At 70.2% G+C, this 17,268-nt stretch carries 17 protein-coding genes; 6 read left to right on the top strand and 11 right to left on the bottom strand.

Going from position 1 to position 17,268, the window contains the following annotated elements; translation table 11 throughout:
* Nucleotide 1: 1 nt before the first annotated feature.
* On the bottom strand, nt 2-1,183 hold the full coding sequence (locus tag T8T98_RS06975; protein WP_251105634.1) for a vWA domain-containing protein: 1,182 nt from the start codon (nt 1,181-1,183) through the stop codon (nt 2-4).
* Nucleotides 1,184-1,316: 133 nt separating this feature from the next.
* Between T8T98_RS06975 and T8T98_RS06970 the strand changes: the two genes are divergently transcribed.
* The gene (locus T8T98_RS06970) at nt 1,317-2,717 is read left to right on the top strand and encodes a methyl-accepting chemotaxis protein (protein WP_251105635.1); all 1,401 of its coding nucleotides are present in this window, start codon (nt 1,317-1,319) and stop codon (nt 2,715-2,717) included.
* A 36-nt stretch (nt 2,718-2,753) separates the two neighbouring features.
* Here T8T98_RS06970 and T8T98_RS06965 read toward each other — a convergent pair whose 3' ends face one another.
* From T8T98_RS06965 to T8T98_RS06950, 4 genes are all read right to left on the bottom strand, one after another.
* Entirely contained in the window at nt 2,754-3,602 is an 849-nt protein-coding gene (locus T8T98_RS06965; RefSeq protein ID WP_160732901.1) for an AAA family ATPase, read from the bottom strand.
* Between the two features lie 83 nt (nt 3,603-3,685).
* Nucleotides 3,686-5,029 (bottom strand): class A beta-lactamase-related serine hydrolase, encoded by a 1,344-nt coding sequence (locus T8T98_RS06960; protein WP_251105636.1) that lies wholly within the window; start codon nt 5,027-5,029, stop codon nt 3,686-3,688.
* Between the two features lie 10 nt (nt 5,030-5,039).
* Nucleotides 5,040-5,669 (bottom strand): hypothetical protein, encoded by a 630-nt coding sequence (locus T8T98_RS06955; protein WP_251105637.1) that lies wholly within the window; start codon nt 5,667-5,669, stop codon nt 5,040-5,042.
* Nucleotides 5,666-6,187, bottom strand: coding sequence for an RNA polymerase sigma factor (locus tag T8T98_RS06950; RefSeq protein WP_251105638.1), 522 nt, complete (start codon nt 6,185-6,187; stop codon nt 5,666-5,668). The genes T8T98_RS06955 and T8T98_RS06950 overlap by 4 nt, the downstream gene beginning before the upstream one ends.
* A gap of 179 nt (nt 6,188-6,366) precedes the next feature.
* On the opposite strand from T8T98_RS06950, the gene T8T98_RS06945 reads away from it, so the two are divergent.
* Nucleotides 6,367-7,581 (top strand): bifunctional alpha/beta hydrolase/OsmC family protein, encoded by a 1,215-nt coding sequence (locus tag T8T98_RS06945; RefSeq protein WP_251105639.1) that lies wholly within the window; start codon nt 6,367-6,369, stop codon nt 7,579-7,581.
* A 36-nt stretch (nt 7,582-7,617) separates the two neighbouring features.
* Here T8T98_RS06945 and parE read toward each other — a convergent pair whose 3' ends face one another.
* Together parE and T8T98_RS06935 are read right to left on the bottom strand one after the other, a co-directional pair.
* Nucleotides 7,618-9,594 carry a DNA topoisomerase IV subunit B gene (gene parE / locus T8T98_RS06940; RefSeq protein WP_251105640.1) on the bottom strand — a complete coding sequence of 659 codons (1,977 nt, stop codon included), beginning with the start codon at nt 9,592-9,594 and terminating at the stop codon, nt 7,618-7,620.
* A gap of 134 nt (nt 9,595-9,728) precedes the next feature.
* Entirely contained in the window at nt 9,729-10,889 is a 1,161-nt protein-coding gene (locus T8T98_RS06935; protein ID WP_160732895.1) for a penicillin-binding protein activator, read from the bottom strand.
* Nucleotides 10,890-10,927: 38 nt separating this feature from the next.
* Between T8T98_RS06935 and rsmI the strand changes: the two genes are divergently transcribed.
* The 4 genes from rsmI to T8T98_RS06915 are packed head-to-tail and all read left to right on the top strand — an operon-like array spanning nt 10,928 to nt 13,729.
* On the top strand, nt 10,928-11,764 hold the full coding sequence (gene rsmI / locus T8T98_RS06930) for a 16S rRNA (cytidine(1402)-2'-O)-methyltransferase (protein ID WP_251105641.1): 837 nt from the start codon (nt 10,928-10,930) through the stop codon (nt 11,762-11,764).
* Entirely contained in the window at nt 11,761-12,111 is a 351-nt protein-coding gene (locus T8T98_RS06925; protein ID WP_160732893.1) for a YraN family protein, read from the top strand. Before rsmI ends, T8T98_RS06925 begins: the two co-directional genes overlap by 4 nt.
* A 29-nt stretch (nt 12,112-12,140) precedes the next feature.
* Complete coding sequence (gene gshB, locus T8T98_RS06920; protein ID WP_160732892.1) at nt 12,141-13,097, top strand: glutathione synthase; 957 nt, start codon at nt 12,141-12,143, stop codon at nt 13,095-13,097.
* A 20-nt stretch (nt 13,098-13,117) separates the two neighbouring features.
* On the top strand, nt 13,118-13,729 hold the full coding sequence (locus T8T98_RS06915) for a DedA family protein (RefSeq protein WP_251105642.1): 612 nt from the start codon (nt 13,118-13,120) through the stop codon (nt 13,727-13,729).
* Between the two features lie 9 nt (nt 13,730-13,738).
* Here the strand turns inward: T8T98_RS06915 and T8T98_RS06910 are convergent, their stop codons facing one another.
* From T8T98_RS06910 to rph, 4 genes are all read right to left on the bottom strand, one after another.
* Nucleotides 13,739-14,647, bottom strand: a complete 909-nt coding sequence (locus T8T98_RS06910) for a tyrosine recombinase XerC (protein WP_251105643.1) — start codon at nt 14,645-14,647, stop codon at nt 13,739-13,741.
* Nucleotides 14,644-15,795, bottom strand: coding sequence for a radical SAM family heme chaperone HemW (hemW, locus tag T8T98_RS06905; RefSeq protein ID WP_251105644.1), 1,152 nt, complete (start codon nt 15,793-15,795; stop codon nt 14,644-14,646). Before hemW ends, T8T98_RS06910 begins: the two co-directional genes overlap by 4 nt.
* A gap of 64 nt (nt 15,796-15,859) precedes the next feature.
* The gene (gene rdgB, locus T8T98_RS06900; protein ID WP_160732888.1) at nt 15,860-16,492 is read right to left on the bottom strand and encodes an RdgB/HAM1 family non-canonical purine NTP pyrophosphatase; all 633 of its coding nucleotides are present in this window, start codon (nt 16,490-16,492) and stop codon (nt 15,860-15,862) included.
* The gene (gene rph, locus T8T98_RS06895; RefSeq protein ID WP_251105645.1) at nt 16,489-17,205 is read right to left on the bottom strand and encodes a ribonuclease PH; all 717 of its coding nucleotides are present in this window, start codon (nt 17,203-17,205) and stop codon (nt 16,489-16,491) included. Before rph ends, rdgB begins: the two co-directional genes overlap by 4 nt.
* Nucleotides 17,206-17,268: the final 63 nt, after the last annotated feature.

Raw genomic sequence — 17,268 nt, 5'->3', positions numbered from 1 at the left:
CCTAGCCCTGCTTGCGGCTCAACTCGCGCATGGCATCGTCCAGCCCGTCGAGCGTGAGCGGGTACATGCGATCGTTGAGCAGTTGCCGCATGAGCTTGGTGGACTGCGAATAGCCCCACTGCTTCTCGGGAACGGGGTTGAGCCAGACGGTCGCGGGATAGGTGTTCGTCACCCGCTGCATCCAGGTGGCGCCCGATTCCTCGTTCATGTGCTCCACGCTGCCGCCGGGATGGGTGATCTCGTACGGGCTCATCGCGGCATCGCCGACGAAGATGACCTTGTAATCGTGGCCGTACTTGTGGAGCACGTCCCAGGTCTTCGTGCGCTCCTGCCAGCGCCGGCGGTTGTCCTTCCACACGCCTTCGTAAAGGCAGTTGTGGAAATAGAAGAACTCCAGGTTCTTGAATTCGGTCGTCGCGGCGCTGAACAGCTCCTCGCACAGCTTGATGAACGGGTCCATCGAGCCGCCGACGTCGAGAAACAGCAGCAGTTTCACCGCGTTGTGCCGTTCGGGCCGCATCTGGATGTCGAGCCAGCCCTGCTTGGCGGTGCCTTCGATCGTGGCGTCGAGATCGAGCTCGTCGGCGGCCCCTTCGCGCGCGAAGCGGCGCAGGCGGCGCAGCGCCATCTTGATGTTGCGCGTACCGAGTTCCCGGGTGTTGTCGAGGTTGCGGAACTCGCGCTTGTCCCACACCTTGATCGCGCGCTTGTGCCGGCTTTCGCCGCCGACCCGCACGCCTTCCGGGTTGTAGCCCGAATTGCCGAACGGCGACGTGCCGCCGGTGCCGATCCACTTGTTGCCGCCCTGGTGGCGTTTTTCCTGCTCCTCGAGCCGCTTCTTCAGCGTCTCCATGATCTCGTCCCAGTCGCCCAGCGACTTGATCTTTTCCATCTCCTCGGGCGTCAGGAACTTCTCGGCCACGGCCTTCAGCCATTCTTCGGGCACGTCCGCGGGGTTGGTTCCGTAGTCGGTGAGAATACCTTTGAAGACTTTCTGGAAGACCTGGTCGAAGCGATCGAGGAGGCCTTCGTCTTTTACGAAAGTCGCGCGTGTGAGGTAGTAGAACGCCTCGGGCGTCTGCTCGATCACGTCGCGGTCGAGCGCTTCGAGCAGGGTCAGGTGTTCCTTGAAGCTGGCGGGGATCCCCGCGGCCCGCAGTTCGTCGACGAAATTGAAGAACATGGCGCCGGTTCCTACCCCCTTCGCGGGCCGACCGCCAGCGTGACGTTACGGCAAGTTTCCCGCCCGGCTTAAACCTTCGCTAACCACGACCGTTTAGTTGCCCGATGATTATCCTTCGGGGGGAAGCGCATTGATGGAAAACGCCAGGTTCGACGCCGAGGAACGGGAGCCGATCGACCGGATCCCCGACAGCTGCGGCGAAGTGACCGTCGGCTGCACCGACGTCGCGGGGATCGTGCAGGCGGTGATCGAATCGTCCGAGACGCTGCGCGCCGAGCACACCGCCCTGCGCGGCACGGTGGAGGAGCTGGAGGCCGACCAGCGCAAGGTTTCCCAGGCCAGCGACGAGGCGCGGATGCTGTCCGAGCGGGCGATCGACCGCCTAGGGCAGGGGACCGACCTGATCCAGTCCTCGCTCGGCCAGATCAGCGACCTGCTCGAACTCGTCGCCACGCTGACCCAGCACGTCACCGGCTTCGCCGCGGCGATGGACCAGGTGCGCCGCTGTTCGCAGGACATCGAGCAGATCGCCGAGACGACCAATATCCTCGCCCTCAACGCCACGATCGAGGCCATGCGCGCCGGAGACGCGGGGCGGACCTTTGCCGTCGTCGCGAACGAGGTGAAGAGCCTGGCCGGCGACACGCGCCGCGCGACCGAGGAGATCGCCCGCACCGTCGATGCCCTGGGGGGCGAGGCCAATTCGGTCATCGCCCAGATCGAGAGCGGGGCCGAGGCGAGCAAGGAGGCCAAGGCGTCGGTCTTCCGGATCGAGCAGACCATCCAGGGCGTCGCCGAACTGGTCGAGGAGGTCGATCGCCACAACGACGAGATCGCCCGCGCGACCGGCACGATCAGCGGCCATGTCGGCCGGGTCCAGCAAGTGCTCGACAGCTTCGACGCCGCCGCGCTGGAGAACGAGAGCAAGCTGCAGAGCGCCCATTCGCGGATGGGCGAGCTGGAGATGACCGCGAGCGAGATGTTCGATTCGATCGTCAAGTCCGGGCTGTCGCCGCAGGACAGCGCGATGGTCGAGAAAGCGCAGGAGAACGCGCGCGAGGCCGAACGCCTGGTGGAACAGGCGATCGCCGCCGGCGAGATCACGCCGGACCAGGTGTTCGACCGCGACTACGTCGAGATCGAGGGCAGCAATCCGCCGCGGTTCCGCACCGCCCTGATGGACTGGGCCCATGCCCACTGGCGGCCGCTGCTCGACCGGGTGGCGGAAGCCGACCCGGCGGTCCTCGCCAGCGCCTGCACCGACATGAACGGCTATCTGCCCACCCACCTGACCAGGCATTCGCAGGAACCGACCGGCGATCTCGCGCACGATACCGATTCGTGCCGCAACGGGCGGATCATACTCGATCCGATCGACCGCAAGGCGAAGCGCAGCAGCGCGCCCTACATGATGGCCGTCTACCGCCAGGAAGGCGACGGGAAGACCTATCGCGTCGTGCGCAACGTCTACGTGCCGATCCACGTCGGCGGGCGCCGCTGGGGCGATTTCGAGCTGGCCTATACTTTCGGCTGACAGGCCCGCCGGGAAGGTTCCGGCGGGTCCGGGCGGCTACTGCTGACGCCGCGCCATGAAGGCGAGGCGTTCGAACAGCATCACGTCCTGTTCGTTCTTCAGCAGGGCGCCGTGCAGCGGCGGGATCGCGCTGTTGGGATTGGCATCCTGCAGCACCTCCAGCGGCATGTCCTCGTTGAGAAGGAGCTTGAGCCAGTCGAGCAGCTCGCTGGTCGAAGGCTTCTTCTTCAGGCCGGGGACCTCGCGGATCTCGTAGAAGACTTCCATCGCCTTGGTCACCAGGGCTTTCTGGATGCCGGGGAAGTGGACCTCGATGATCTCGCGCATCGTCTCGCGGTCGGGGAACTTGATGTAGTGGAAGAAACACCGGCGCAGGAACGCGTCGGGCAGTTCCTTTTCATTGTTCGAGGTGATGACCACGATCGGGCGTTCCTTCGCCTCGATCCGTTCCTGCGTCTCGTAGACGTCGAAGCTCATCCGGTCGAGTTCCTGCAGCAGGTCGTTCGGGAACTCGATATCGGCCTTGTCGATCTCGTCGATCAGCAGGACGGGAAGCTTCTCGGAGGTGAAGGCTTCCCACAGCTTGCCCTTCTTGATGTAGTTGCGGATGTCGTGGACCCGCTCGTCCCCCAGCTGCCCGTCGCGCAGGCGGGCGACGGCGTCGTATTCGTAAAGGCCCTGGTGCGCCTTGGTCGTCGATTTCACGTTCCATTCGATCAGCGGGGCGTCGATCGCCTTGGCGATCTCGTGCGCCAGGACGGTCTTGCCGGTCCCCGGCTCGCCCTTCACCAGAAGGGGGCGGCGCAGGGTGACCGCGGCGTCGACCGCGACCTTCAGGTCGTCCGTGGCGATATAGGAGCTGGTGCCTTCGAAGCGCTGTGTCATCCGGTTTCCTCGTGCAACTTTACGTGCGCGTTAAGCGGTGCGGCACGCGAGTGCAAGACCGGTCGGGCCGGAACCCGCGCGTTTCAGCCGGCCGGCGAAGCGGGTCCGGACGCGTCGCGGCCGAGCGAGAGGACCCGCTGCGCGATCAGTTCCAGCGCGCTCGTTTCCACCGGCGCGGCGGGATCGTTCCAGCCCAGCGTCAGGATGCGCCACTCCCCGTCATCGCCCTGGAGCAGCCAGGTGAGGTTGAGGACGCCCGGCTCCGACCCGCCCTTGTACCCGGCATAGCGCCAGTCCGCCCGGCGGATGTCGGGCATCGACGGGTTCACCGCCATGATCGCGCGCGCGGTCGGATCGTCGAGCGCGGCGATCCGGTCCAGCAGGCGGGCGAGGTCGCGCCCGCTGGCGAACCATTCGAGGCTGTCGATCGCGGTCGGCGCGGTGAAGGTCGGCTTCACGATCCGTTCGGGATCGCCGGCGATCTCGGTCGCGAAGGCATCGAGCATCCGTTCCTGTTCCTCCTCGCTCGCGCGGGCATAGGCGAGGCCGTGCTCGATATCGCCCTTGAGGCCGAACAGCTCGAGCGTGGTGAGGAAGGGCAGGGTGCGCTCCGGCGCCGCGTGGCCGCTGGCGCGCAGTTCCGCGGCGATGGCATCGCGCCCGACCACGGCGACCAGCTGGTCGGTCGCGGTATTGTCGCTGATCGAGATCATCAGAGTCGCCAGCGTGTGGATCGTCACCGGCGCGCCTTCGGGCCAGGCCTGCGCGATCCCGCTGGGCAGCGATCGCCGGTCGAGCCGGACGACCTCGTCCCACGCGCGCTCCCCGCGTTCGACCTGGCGCGCCAGCGCCGAAAGGACATAGAGCTTGAAGGTCGAACCGATCGCCATCTGCGTATCGGCATTGACCGCCATGATCGGTTCCGCCCCGTCGCCCAGCGGCGCGTAATAGAGGCTGGTCGTGCCCGGCAGCGCGGCGAGGTCGGCGACGATCCTGTCGGCGCCATCGTCGAGCGGGTCGAACTGGTTGAGCAGGAGGCCGGCGACCTTGCCCTGCGCGTCGATCTGCATCGGGCCGGAGCCGATCGCGCGTTCGAACCGCAGCGCGATCGTGGCCGAGGCGGGGCCGGTGGCGGTGACCGCTTCCACGCCTTGCAGCGCCCCGAACTGGGCGACGAGGCGCTGCATCAGCTGCGCCAGCTGTTCGTCGGGCACGGCGGCGCGGAAGGAAGGCGCGAAGACGTCCGCCGCGGGTCGTTCCTGCCGCAGGACCGCGACCACGCCTTCGGCCGCTGCCTCCAGCGGGCCGGCGGCCTGCGCCTCGGGCGGTGCGGGTTGCGTGGGCGGGGCGGAAGCCTGGGCAAGCAGCGGGGCGGGCAGGGCCGCGACGGCGACCAGGGGCGCAAGGGCCAGGGGCAAGAGCTTCATCGGTATCTCCTCAGTCGTGGGGCGGGCGGGGTGCCGCGCGATCGTTGCTGACTCCGGCGGCCGATCCGGCGGCCGAATCGAGTGCCTCGATCTCGCGTGCCAGTTCGCGCGCCGCGCGGCGGTTGAGCCAGGCGATCCCGGCAAAGACCCCGGCGATCAGCGCGAGCGGCCCGGCCGCCGCGAGCGACGCGACGATCCAGCCTTCGGCGCGCGCGATCGGCAGGACCGATCCCACCGTCACCAGGGCAAGGCCGGGGACGAGCGGGGCAAGGTACCAGCGGGGTACGCTGGCCAGGGCATCGCGCTGGTGGACCAGCTGCGCGCGCAAGTGGCTGCGACAATCGACCTCGGGCCGGTGGGGCAGGTTGCCGGCGCGGTAATAGAGGCCGCACAGCACCACGACCATGCCGACGATCCCGGCCAGCCAGCCCGCGGCGAGGACGATCTCGCCCGCGCGGGCGGTAAGCCACGCGGTCCAGGCGAAGACCGGGATCACCAGCGCGCCGGCGGCATATTCGGTCAGGTTGCGGCGGCGAACCCGGCGTTCGAAGCGCGTGCGCCGGTCGGCCAGCGCGTCGCCGGGGGTGAAGCGGGCCGACGCGCCTTCGGCGGCCCATTGATCGAAAAGGGTGCGGGTCATCGGCTCGGTTCCACTTCGGGGTGTTCGAATGCGGCCGCGATCAGGCTCTTCACCCGGTGCACGCGCACTTGCGCGGCGCCGACGCTCAGGCCGGTGATCTCGGCGATCTCGCTGCCGCTCTGGCCTTCCAGCCACAACACGATGACCTGGGCGTCGAGCGGGGGCAGGCGGCGGACCAGTTCGCGCACGCGTTCGATCGCGAGGTTCTCGGCCGCCTGACGCTCGGCGTCGCCGGCCTCGGGCAGGCTCTCGATCGCGTCGAGCGGCACCGGCTCCGGCCGGCGGCTCGCCGCCGCGACGTGGTCTGCCGCGACGTTGTGCGCGACGCGATACGTCCAGGTCTTGAGCGAACAGCGCCCGTCGAAACGCGCGAAGCTGTGCCACAGCTCGGCATGGATATCCTGCTCCAGGTCGCGCGCCTTCTCGCGATCGCGCTCGAACGCGCGGGCGAGGCGGGCGATCGCGGGTGCGAAAAGCTCGCCGGCCCGGGCGTAGAGAGTGTGCTGATCGCTGGACATGCCCCCTTAGTCCTGCCCCGGGCGAAAAGCTTACACGAAAGCGCGGAAAATTTCCCACCGCTCCGGCAAGCCGCTAGGTTGCCGGGCGGTAAAGCCGCTTGCCGTGTGACTGCTGTCGGGGCTGCAGGGGCCCCGTCATGCCGGCCGCATATCGAGGGCCGATTCAGGAAGGGAACGCCATGCCGACCGAAAAGATCGCCGTCACCACCGCCGCCGGGCACGAACTGTCGGGTTCGCTCGAGCTGCCGACCGGCCTCGTGCGGGGGGCGGCGCTGTTCGCGCACTGTTTCACCTGCACCAGCCAGAGCAAGGCGGCGATCGCGGTCGCCCGCGCCCTCGCGCGCGAGGGGATCGCCTGCCTGCGCTTCGACTTCACCGGGCTGGGCGGCAGCGGGGGCGAATTCGGCCGGGCGGGCTTTGCCACCGACGTGGAGGACCTCGTGGCTGCCGGGCAATACCTGGCGGACCGGTTCGGGGACAAGATCCTGCTGGTCGGGCACAGCCTGGGCGGGGCGGCGGTGCTGGCGGCGGCCGACGATCTCGGCTTCGACCGGGTGGCCGCGGTGGCGACGATCGGCGCCCCGTCGGACGTGCCGCACGTTCTGCGCCGGATCGAGGGCGACCTCGACGCGGTCCGCGCGGGGAAGACGGCAACCGTCTCGATCGGCGGGCGGCCGTTTGAACTGAGCCGCGAGTTCCTCGACCGGGTGGAGGCGATCGATCTCCTGGGCGAAGTCGCCCGGCTTCGCGTGCCGGTGCTGTTCCTCCATTCGCCGACCGACGACCTCGTCGGGGTGGAGAACGCCAGCGCCCTGTTCCAGGCCGCGCTCCATCCCAAGAGCTTCGTCAGCCTGGCGGGGGCCGATCACCTCCTGCTCGACGCCCGCGATGCGGAGTTCGCCGCGACCGTCATTGCCGGGTGGAGCACGCGATACCTCCCGCTGCGCGACGACTGGCCGATGCCCGAAGAAGGGGTCGTGGTGCGAAGCGGCCATGGCAAGTTCGGCACCGAAGTGCATACGCGCGCCCACCGCTTCGTGGCCGACGAACCGCGCAGCTACGGCGGCGACGACAGCGGCCCGACGCCCTACGACCTGCTCCTCGCCGCGCTCGGCACCTGCACCGCGATGACGATGCGCCTCTACGCCGATCGCAAGGGCTGGCCGCTGGAGGGGGCGACGATCCACCTCTCGCACGAGCGCGATCACGAGGAAGACTGCGAACACGCGCTCGATGGCGAGGACGGGCAGATCCAGGCGCTGCACCGCCGGATCGCGGTGCGCGGGCCGCTGGACGACGACCAGCGCCGCCGGATCGTGGCGATTGCCGACAAGTGCCCGGTCCACCGCACGCTGGAGGGGCACCTGCACATCCACACCCGGGCGGAGGACTGACCGGGACCCCTCGCGCACGGCCGCCGGTGCGCGCGATCAGGCGTCGATCATCTCGCGGTCGAACTCCCCGGCGCGGTTCTGGATGAAGTTGAACCGGTGTTCCGGGTTGCGCCCCATCAGCTGGTCCACCAGTTCCTTAACCGCGTGCCGCTGCTCGTGCTCGGCCGGCAGGGTGATGCGCACGAGGCTGCGGGTTTCGGGGTTCATCGTGGTTTCGCGCAGCTGCTGCGGGTTCATCTCGCCCAGGCCCTTGAAACGGGCGACATCGACCTTGCGGCCCTTGAACACCGTCGCCTCCAGCTCCGCCCGGTGCGCGTCGTCGCGGGCATAGGCGCTCTCCTTCCCGGCGGTCAGGCGGTAGAGCGGGGGCTGGGCGAGGAACAGGTGCCCGCGGCGCACGACCTCGGGCATTTCCTGGAAGAAGAACGTCATCAGCAGCGTCGCGATATGCGCGCCGTCGACGTCGGCGTCGGTCATGATCACGATCCGGTCGTAGCGCAGGCTTTCCGGGTCGCAGTCTTTCCGGGTGCCGCAGCCCAGCGCCAGGACGAGATCGGCGATCTCGCTGTTCGCGCGGATCTTGTCGGCGCTGGCGGAGGCGACGTTGAGGATCTTGCCGCGGATCGGCAGGATCGCCTGGGTCTTGCGGTCGCGCGCCTGCTTGGCGCTGCCGCCGGCGCTGTCGCCCTCGACGATGAACAGCTCGGTCTCGCCCGCGCCTTCGCCGCTGCAATCGGTCAGCTTGCCGGGCAGGCGCAGCTTCTTGGCGTTGGTCGCGGTCTTGCGCTTGACCTCTCGTTCCTGCTTGCGCCGCAGGCGCTCGTCCATCCGTTCCATGACCTGCCCGAGCAGGGCCTTGCCGCGTTCCATGTTGTCGGCGAGGAAATGGTCGAAGTGGTCGCGAACCGCGTTTTCCACCAGGCGCGCGGCCTCGGGCGAGGTCAGGCGGTCCTTGGTCTGGCTCTGGAACTGGGGATCGCGGATGAAGACGCTGAGCATGATCTCCGCCCCGGTGACCACGTCGTCGGCGGTGATGTCCTTCGCCTTCTTCTGGCCGGTGAGGTCGCCGAACGCGCGCAGCCCCTTGGTCAGCGCCGCGCGCAGGCCCTGTTCGTGCGTTCCGCCGTCGGGCGTGGGCACGGTGTTGCAGTACCAGCTGGTCGAGCCGTCGGACCACAGCGGCCAGGCGATCGCCCATTCGACCCGCCCCTGTTCATCGGGAAAGTCCTGCGTCCCCGAGAAAGGGCTGCTGGTCACGCACTCGCGGTCGCCGACCTGTTCGGCCAGGTGATCGGCGAGGCCGCCGGGGAACTTGAACACCGCCTCTGCCGGAACGTCCTCGCTCGCCAGGGCGGCCGCGCATTTCCAGCGGATTTCCACCCCGGCGTAGAGATAGGCCTTCGACCGGGCGAGCTTGAACAGGCGCCGCGGGCTGAACTGCCGCTCGCCGAAGATCTCGCTGTCGGGGGTGAAGGCGACGCTCGTGCCGCGCCGGTTGGGCGCCGCGCCCAGTTCCTCCAGCCCGCCGAGGGTCGCCCCGCGCGCGAATTCCTGGGCATAGAGCTTGCGCTCGCGCGCGACCTCGACCCGCGTGTGGCTGGAAAGCGCGTTGACCACCGAGACCCCGACGCCGTGCAGGCCGCCGCTGGTCGCATAGGCCTTGCCCGAGAACTTGCCGCCCGAATGGAGGGTGGAGAGGATCACCTCGAGCGTGGACTTGCCGGGGAACTTGGGATGTTCGGCCACCGGGATGCCGCGCCCGTTGTCGGTGATCGTCAGCCGGTTGCCTTCCTCCAGCGAAACCTCGATCCGCGAGGCATGGCCGGCCACGGCCTCGTCCATCGCGTTGTCGAGGACTTCGGCGGCCAGGTGGTGCAGCGCGCGATCGTCGGTGCCGCCGATATACATCCCGGGCCGCCGGCGCACCGGCTCCAGCCCCTCGAGCACCTCGATCGAGGAAGCGTCGTAATCGCCGCCCGTGGCGGCCGGGTTTTCGAACAGGTCTTCGGACATGGTCTGTCTATTGCGCCGGGCAGGGGCGCCGCTCAAGCCGTTCGGCGCGGTTATCCGACGCTCTCTTGCGGGTCAGCCGGCGGCACGAGGCCGCCGGTCGTTCGCGAATCACGCGGCGCGATGCCGCCCGCGCTTCAGAAACCACTCGGCGCGGGCGAGACGATGACGACCTGCCCGTCGCGGATCTCGCGCACTTCCATCGCGCGTTCGATCACCCCGTCGCGGCCGAACCGGAACGGCCCGTCGAGGCCGAGGAAGCCGCTGTCCTCGCGCAGTTGCGAGACCGGGAAGGGGCGTCCGACGCGCCAGTCCTGCGCGACCCGCAGCGCCAGCAGGACACTGTCGTAGCCGAGGGTGGAAATGCGATAGGGCTGCGCGCCGAAGCGGTTGCGATAGCTGTCGGAAAAACGCTTGAACCGCGCGTCCGACACGGCGGCGAACAGGGCCCCGCGCAGGGCCGCCGCACGGGTAACCGCGCTTTCGCCGCTCCACAGCTCGGTGCCGATGATCTGGGTCGCGCCGGTGCCGCGCGGCCGCAGCTCGCCCGCGGCCTGGGTCGCCAGGCGCGCGCCGTCGGCGATCAGCACCGTGTCGAACCCGCCTTCCTGCTTCAGCCGCTGGGCCGCGCTGACGATCGAGGTATTGCCGCGGGTATAGCGCTGCGTCGCCACCAGCTGCCCGCCCGAATCGCGCACCGCGCTGGAGAAGGCGAGTTCCGCGCGGCGGCCGTATTCGCCGTCGGGCACGATCGCGGCGAAGCGTTCGGAGCCGCGATCGCGGGCATAGCTGACGCTGCGCGCGATCGACTGGTCGGGGATGTGACCCATCAGGAACACGTCGGGCCCGGCCACGGCGGTATCGTTGGAGAAGGAGATCAGCGGCACGTCGGCGGGCCGCGCCTCCGCCAGGACGGTCGGCACGTTGTCGCCCATCAGCGGGCCCAGGATCAGCCGGTTGCCGTCGGCGATCGCGCGCCGGGCCGCCTCGCGCGCGCCGCGCGCGGTGTCGTAGGTCGTGATCCGCAGGTTGTCGGCACTGGTATCGAGCAGGGCCATCGTCGTCGCGTTGGCGATCGACTGGCCGACCGCGCCGTTATCGCCCGACATCGGCACCAGCAGGGCGACGCGGTGCCGCGTCTCGTCGCTGGGCAGGCCCGAGGGGCCGGGATCGGGGGCGGGGGCCGGTTCGGGCGCCGGGCGGCTTGCCGGCCCCTTGGGAATGATCTGGCACCCGGCCAGGACGGCACTCGCCCCGGCGACAACCAGCATTCGCCGTGTCAGTTTCCAACGCTTCATGCTTGCGGCTCCCCGTCGTCGTGTTCATGGATGCGGGAGTGGCCCACCAACCTCTCCGACCCGGTCTCTATATAGTCGCGACCCCGATTGGCAATCTCGGCGACATCACCGTGCGGGCAGCCGAGACGCTGGCGCGCTGCGACGCGGTCGCGTGCGAGGATACGCGGGTGACCGGCAAGCTGATGAAGCACCTCGGCCTGTCGAAACCGCTGCGGCGTTACGACGACCACGCCGGCGCGGCGGAGCGCGAGCGACTGGTGGCGGACATGCACGATCAGGCGATCGCGCTGGTCAGCGACGCGGGCACCCCGCTCGTCTCCGATCCCGGCTATCGCCTCGTGCGCGCGGCCCGGGCGGCGGGCATCGCGGTCACCGCCCTGCCGGGGGCCTGCGCGGCGATCGCGGGGCTGACCCTGTCGGGCCTGCCCAACGACCGGTTCCTGTTCGCCGGGTTCCTGCCCAACAAGGACAAGGCCCGGCGCGAGGCGCTGGAGGCCGTCGCCGGCATCGACGCGACGGCGATCTTCTACGAAACGGCGCCGCGCCTCGTGAAATCGCTCGACGCGATCGCTGCGATCCTGCCCGGGCGCGAAGTCTCGGTCGCGCGCGAGCTGACCAAGCTGCACGAGGAATGCCGCACGGGCAGCGCGCCGGATCTCGCCCGGCATTATGCCGCCCATCCGCCGAAGGGCGAGATCGTCCTGCTGATCGGCCCCGGCGCGGCCGGCCCGCCGCCGGGGCAGGACATCGACGCCCTGCTGCGCGAGGCGCTGGCTTCGGCCAAGCCTTCGCAGGCCGCGGCGCAAGTGGCGCGGGCGACCGGGCAGGACCGCAAGGCGCTTTACGCCCGGGCGCTGGAACTGCGCGGGACATGAAGCGCCAGCGCGCCGAACGGCAGGGCCGGGCGGGCGAAGGGCGGGCCGCGCTGTGGATGCAGTTGCAGGGCTGGCGCGTTCTCGACCGCCGGCGCCGGACCCCGCTGGGGGAAATCGACCTCGTCTGCCGGCGCGGCAATGTGATCGCCTTCGTCGAGGTCAAGTGGCGGGCGCGGGCGGCCGAGCTGGACCACGCGATCGACGAGTTCCGCCTGGCCCGCGTCGCCGCCGCGGCCGAGGCGGTCGCGCACGAATACGCGAACGGGGGCGAGGACCTGCGGATCGACGTGATCCTCCTTGCGCCCGGGGCGATCCCCCGCCACATCGTCAACGCCTGGCAGCCCTGACGCCGATACCGACCGAAAGAGAACCCCCAATGCCCTTACGCGTCGCCATCCAGATGGACCCGATCGAAAGCGTGCGGATCGCGGGCGATTCCTCGTTCGCGCTGATGCTTTCCGCCCAGGCGCGCGGCCATCGCCTGTGGCACTACGACGTCGCGACCCTGGCCTGGGAGGACGACCGGGTCACCGCCTGGGCGCGCGAGGTCTCGGTCCAGCGGGTGGAGGGCGACCATTTCCGCTGGCTGGGGGAGCGGGAGAGGATCGACCTCGGGCGCGACATCGACGTCGTCCTCATGCGGCAGGACCCGCCGTTCCACCTCGGCTATATCAGCGCCGCCCTGCTGCTCGACCGGCTGCGCGGCGAAACGCTGGTGGTCAACGACCCGCGCGAAGTGGTCAACGCGCCGGAAAAGATGTTCGTGCTCGATTACGCGCGGTTCATGCCGCCGACGCTGATCGCGCGCGAACTGGCCGACATTCGCGATTTCCACCGCCGCCACGGCGCGGTCGTGGTCAAGCCGCTGCACGGCAACGGCGGCAAAGCGATCTTCCGGATCGACGCCGACGGGACCAACCTTTCCGCGCTGGCGGAAGTGTTCAACCAGACCTGGCCCGAACCGCACATGGTGCAGCCCTTCCTGCCCGAGGTGGCAGAGGGCGACAAGCGGATCGTGCTGATCGACGGCGCGTTCGCCGGGGCGATCAACCGCTTCCCGGGCGAAGGCGAATTTCGTTCCAACCTCGCCCAGGGCGGCCATGCCGAAGCGGCCGAACTGACCGCGCGGGAAGAGGAGATCTGCGCCGCGATGGGGCCCGAGCTCAAGCGGCGGGGCCTCGTCTTCGTCGGGATCGACGTGATCGGCGGCAAGTGGCTGACAGAGATCAACGTCACCAGCCCCACGGGGATCGTCGCGATCGACGCGTTCAACGGCACCGACAGCGGCGCGCGGATCTGGGACGCGATCGAGGCGCGCCACGCGGCGCTCTGACCCCGGCAGCCCGCAGCCCCATGCACGAGATCATCATCGAGGCGATAGCGCGCGGCGGCTATCTCGGCATCGCGGTGCTGATGGCGCTGGAGAACATCTTTCCCCCGGTGCCATCCGAAGTGATCATGGGCATCGGCGGCGTGCTGGTGGAGCGCGGGGAAATGGCGTTCTGGCCGCTGATGCTGGCCGGAACGATCGGTTCGACCGCGGGCAACTACGCCTGGTTCTGGCTCGGCGATCGCTGGGGCTACCGGCGGCTGCGCCCGTTCATCGACCGCTGGGGGCGCTGGCTGACGCTCGACTGGGAACATGTCGAGGGGGCCTCGCGCTTCTTCCGCCGGCACGGGCAGTGGGTCGTGCTGATCCTGCGCTGCACGCCGGTGTTCCGCACGATGATCTCGCTGCCGGCGGGGCTGGCGCACATGAACGTCTGGCGCTTCCTCGCCTTCACTTTCGTCGGCGCGGGGGCGTGGAACGCGCTGCTCGTCATCGGCGGGGCGGCGCTTGCGCGCTACCTCGAAGGGTACGAGCATGTCTTCGGCTGGATCGTGCTCGGCCTCGTCGGGGTGACGCTGGCGGCTTATTTCTGGCGGGTCGCGACCTGGACCCCGCGCGAACGCGGCGAGGACTGACCCCGGCGGTCAGTCGCCCGGCTCCTCCCGCTCGCGCGGGTGGGCGGCGCGATAGGTGTCGAGCAGGGTCGCCGCATCGACCCTGGTGTAGATCTGGGTCGAGCCCAGGCTGGCATGGCCCAGAAGCTCCTGCAGCGAACGCAGGTCCGCCCCGGCGCCGAGCAGGTGGGTGGCGAAGGAATGGCGCAGGGCATGGGGGGTGGCGCTGGCCGGCAGCCCCAGCGCGGTGCGCGCGCGGGCGACCGCTTTCTGGACCATGCCCGGGTTGAGCGGGCCGCCGCGCGCCCCGCGGAACAGGGCCTGGTCTTCCGCCGCGGGCCAGGGGCACAGGCGCGCATATTCATCCACCGCCGCGCGCACGACCGGCAGGATCGGGACGACGCGCTGCTTGCCGCCCTTGCCGGTCACGGTCAGCGTGTCGCCCAGCGGCAGGTCGCCGCCCCGCAGCGAAAGCGCCTCCGCGATCCGCAGGCCCGCGCCGTAGAGGAGAAGGAGGACCGCGCGGTCGCGCGCGCCGATCCATTCCTCGGCCGCGTCGGCCGCGACCAGGTCGGCCAGCCCGCTCGCGTCGTCGGGCGTGACCGGGCGCGGCAGGCCCTTGCGCAGGCGCGGCCCGAGCAGGCGCGGCGCGGCGGCATCGGCCCGGCCCGCGCGCTCGCGGGCGAAGGCGACGAAGGCCTTGAGCGCGGACAGCTCGCGCGCGGTGGAGGCGTTCGAAAGCCCGTCTGCCCGGCGCCGGGCGAGCTGCTCGCGCAGGCCGGGCGCCTCGATCGCCGCGACGGCCGGCCACTGCGCGCAACCGGTGGCGGCGAGCAGGCGCTGCGCGGCGGCGAGGTAGGCGCGCACCGTGTGCGGCGAGCGGCGCCGGCCCTGCTCCAGGTGGTCGCGCCACTCTGCCAGCAGGTCGGGCGCGCTCATGCCGCGACCAGCCCGGGATGGACCAGTTCGCCCAGGATCGCGTCGAGCACCGGCATCCCGCGCGCGGTGACGCGCAGGCGATCTCCCTCGCGCCGCAGGAAGCCGAGCCGCGCAAGCATTTCCTGCCGCTCCGCGTCCACCAGGCGCCCGGGCGGAATGGCGAAGCGGCGGGCGAGGGCGGGCAGGTCCACCCCCTCGCTCAACCGCAGGCCCATCAGCAGCGCCTCGGCCGCGGCGGTCGGCGGGGACAGCGCGCTCTCTTCCGCGATCCCGTGCTCCTGGCGGGCGACCGCGGCGAGCCAGTTCTCGGGCTTGCGGTGCCGCTGGGTCGCGACGCCGCCGCGCCGCCCGTGCGCGCCGGGGCCGATCCCGCAGTAATCGCGATAGCGCCAGTAGGTCAGGTTATGCCGGCTTTCCTCCCCCGGCCGCGCGTGGTTGCTGATCTCGTAAGCCGGCAGCCCGGCGGCGGCGGTCATCGCGCGGGTCAGTTCGAACAGCTCGGCCGCCGGATCGTCTTCCAGCGGCGCGAAGCGGCCGAGCCTGACGTCGGTGGCGAAGCGCGTATTGGGCTCGATCGTCAGCTGGTACAGCGAGAGGTGCCCGGTCCCCAGCGCCAGCGCGCGGGCCAGCTCGCCCTCCCACGCCGAGGGCTGCTGGCCGGGGCGCGCATAGATCAGGTCGAAGCTGACGCGGGCGAACTGGCGCTGCGCCACTGCGAGCGCGCGCAGCCCCTCGTCGGCATCGTGCAGCCGCCCGAGGAACCGCAGCGCCGCGTCGTCGAGCGCCTGGAGACCGAGCGAGACGCGGTTGATCCCCGCTTGCGCGAGCCCGCCGAAAGCCGCCGCCTCGACCGAGGACGGATTGGCCTCCAGCGTGATCTCGATCCCCTCGGCAAAGCCCCAGAGGCGCTCCGCCTCCGCCAGCAGGGCCGCGACGAGGGCGGGCGGCATCAGCGAGGGGGTGCCGCCGCCGAAGAAGATCGAGCCCAGGGGCTCCCCGCCCGCGAGCGCGGCCTCGTGCCGCATGTCGGCGACCAGCGCCTCCTGCCAGGCGGCGTGATCGACCGCGTCGCGCACGTGGCTGTTGAAGTCGCAATAGGGGCACTTCTTCAGGCAGAAGGGCCAGTGGATGTAGAGTGCGCGTGCCACGAGGCATCCCTAGCATGGCCGGCCCGGCGGCGAAACGCGCCCCCGGGCGAGGGCGGCGCGCCCGTCAGCCGGCGCCGAACTGTTCCGCGACGAGTTTCGCGAAAGCATCGGCCCGGTGGCTGATCCGGTGCTTTTCCGCCGGGTCGAGCTCGGCGAAAGTCCGGTCGCGGCCCTCGGGCACGAAGACCGGGTCGTAGCCGAAGCCGCATTCGCCCCGCGGCGGCCAGGCGAGCGTGCCGGCGACGCTGCCTTCGTAAACCGCCTGTTCGCCGTCGGGCCAGGCGAGCGCGAGCACGCAGTGGAAGGCCGCCGCGCGCGAGACGTCGGGCCCCTCGGCCGCGAGCAGCCCCTCGACCTTGCCCATGGCCATGTACCAGTCGCGCCCCGGCTCGCCTTCGAACCACTGCCGTTCGGCCCAGTCCGCGGTATAGACCCCGGGCCGCCCGCCCAGCGCCGCGACGGCGAGGCCGCTGTCGTCCGCGAGCGCGACGATCCCCGATGCCTCGGCCGCGGCGCGCGCCTTGAGCAGGGCGTTCTCGACGAATGTCTGGCCGGTTTCCGCCGGCTCGGGCAGCCCCAGCGATCCCGCGCCGATGCAGGAAACGCCATGGGGTTCGAGCAGCGCGCCGATTTCCTTCAGCTTGCCGGCGTTGTGCGTGGCGATGACGAGCGAGCCGGCACCGATGCGGCGGGTCATTTCTTCACCGCCTCGCGCTGCGCCTCGAAGATCCGGTCGCAACCGATCCGCGCGAGGCGGAGCAGGCGCAGCAGGCCTTCCTCGTCGTAAGTCGCGCCTTCCGCGGTCGCCTGGACTTCGGCGATCTGCCCGCCGGAGATGAGCACGAAGTTGGCATCGGCATCGGCGGCGCTGTCCTCGTCGTAATCGAGATCGAGCACCGGCGTCTGCTGGTGGATGCCGCAGCTGATCGCCGCGACCTGGGCCTGGATCGGGTCTTCGGCCAGCTCGCCGCTTTCGATCAGGCCGTCGATCGCCAGGCGCAGCGCGACCCATGCGCCGGAGATCGCCGCGGTCCGCGTGCCGCCGTCGGCCTGGATGACGTCGCAATCGAGCGTGATCTGCCGCTCGCCCAGCTTGCCGAGATCGACCACCGCGCGCAGCGACCGGCCGATCAGCCGCTGGATTTCCTGGGTCCGGCCGCTCTGCTTGCCTTTCGCCGCCTCGCGCTGGCCGCGGGTATGCGTGGCGCGCGGCAGCATCGAGTATTCGCCGGTGACCCAGCCTTCGCCCTTGCCGCGCAGCCACGGCGGGATGCGTTCCTCGACGCTGGCGGTGCACAGCACGCGCGTGTCGCCGAAACCGATCAGGCACGAGCCTTCGGCATGGCGGGTGAACCCGGTTTCGATGGTGATGGCGCGCATTTCGTCGGGCGCGCGGCCAGAAGGACGCATGGGATTGTCTCCGTTCTCTCGGGGCCTTGCACCGGGGCATGTCCGGGTGCCGGGGGCCGTTCT

This window comes from Pelagerythrobacter marinus, from assembly GCF_034375205.1.
GTDB classification, from domain to species: Bacteria; Pseudomonadota; Alphaproteobacteria; order Sphingomonadales; family Sphingomonadaceae; genus Pelagerythrobacter; species Pelagerythrobacter marinus.
This window is presented reverse-complemented; position numbering and strand designations above follow the sequence as displayed.

What these genes read in the sequence shown, in the direction of transcription:
- T8T98_RS06975 (WP_251105634.1), bottom strand. Translation starts at nt 1,183, where the DNA reads ATGTTCTTCAATTTCGTCGACGAACTGCGGGCCGCGGGGATCCCCGCC.
- T8T98_RS06970 (WP_251105635.1), top strand. Translation starts at nt 1,317, where the DNA reads ATGGAAAACGCCAGGTTCGACGCCGAGGAACGGGAGCCGATCGACCGG.
- T8T98_RS06965 (WP_160732901.1), bottom strand. Translation starts at nt 3,602, where the DNA reads ATGACACAGCGCTTCGAAGGCACCAGCTCCTATATCGCCACGGACGAC.
- T8T98_RS06960 (WP_251105636.1), bottom strand. Translation starts at nt 5,029, where the DNA reads ATGAAGCTCTTGCCCCTGGCCCTTGCGCCCCTGGTCGCCGTCGCGGCC.
- T8T98_RS06955 (WP_251105637.1), bottom strand. Translation starts at nt 5,669, where the DNA reads ATGACCCGCACCCTTTTCGATCAATGGGCCGCCGAAGGCGCGTCGGCC.
- T8T98_RS06950 (WP_251105638.1), bottom strand. Translation starts at nt 6,187, where the DNA reads ATGTCCAGCGATCAGCACACTCTCTACGCCCGGGCCGGCGAGCTTTTC.
- T8T98_RS06945 (WP_251105639.1), top strand. Translation starts at nt 6,367, where the DNA reads ATGCCGACCGAAAAGATCGCCGTCACCACCGCCGCCGGGCACGAACTG.
- parE (WP_251105640.1), bottom strand. Translation starts at nt 9,594, where the DNA reads ATGTCCGAAGACCTGTTCGAAAACCCGGCCGCCACGGGCGGCGATTAC.
- T8T98_RS06935 (WP_160732895.1), bottom strand. Translation starts at nt 10,889, where the DNA reads ATGAAGCGTTGGAAACTGACACGGCGAATGCTGGTTGTCGCCGGGGCG.
- T8T98_RS06925 (WP_160732893.1), top strand. Translation starts at nt 11,761, where the DNA reads ATGAAGCGCCAGCGCGCCGAACGGCAGGGCCGGGCGGGCGAAGGGCGG.
- gshB (WP_160732892.1), top strand. Translation starts at nt 12,141, where the DNA reads ATGCCCTTACGCGTCGCCATCCAGATGGACCCGATCGAAAGCGTGCGG.
- T8T98_RS06915 (WP_251105642.1), top strand. Translation starts at nt 13,118, where the DNA reads ATGCACGAGATCATCATCGAGGCGATAGCGCGCGGCGGCTATCTCGGC.
- T8T98_RS06910 (WP_251105643.1), bottom strand. Translation starts at nt 14,647, where the DNA reads ATGAGCGCGCCCGACCTGCTGGCAGAGTGGCGCGACCACCTGGAGCAG.
- rdgB (WP_160732888.1), bottom strand. Translation starts at nt 16,492, where the DNA reads ATGACCCGCCGCATCGGTGCCGGCTCGCTCGTCATCGCCACGCACAAC.
- rph (WP_251105645.1), bottom strand. Translation starts at nt 17,205, where the DNA reads ATGCGTCCTTCTGGCCGCGCGCCCGACGAAATGCGCGCCATCACCATC.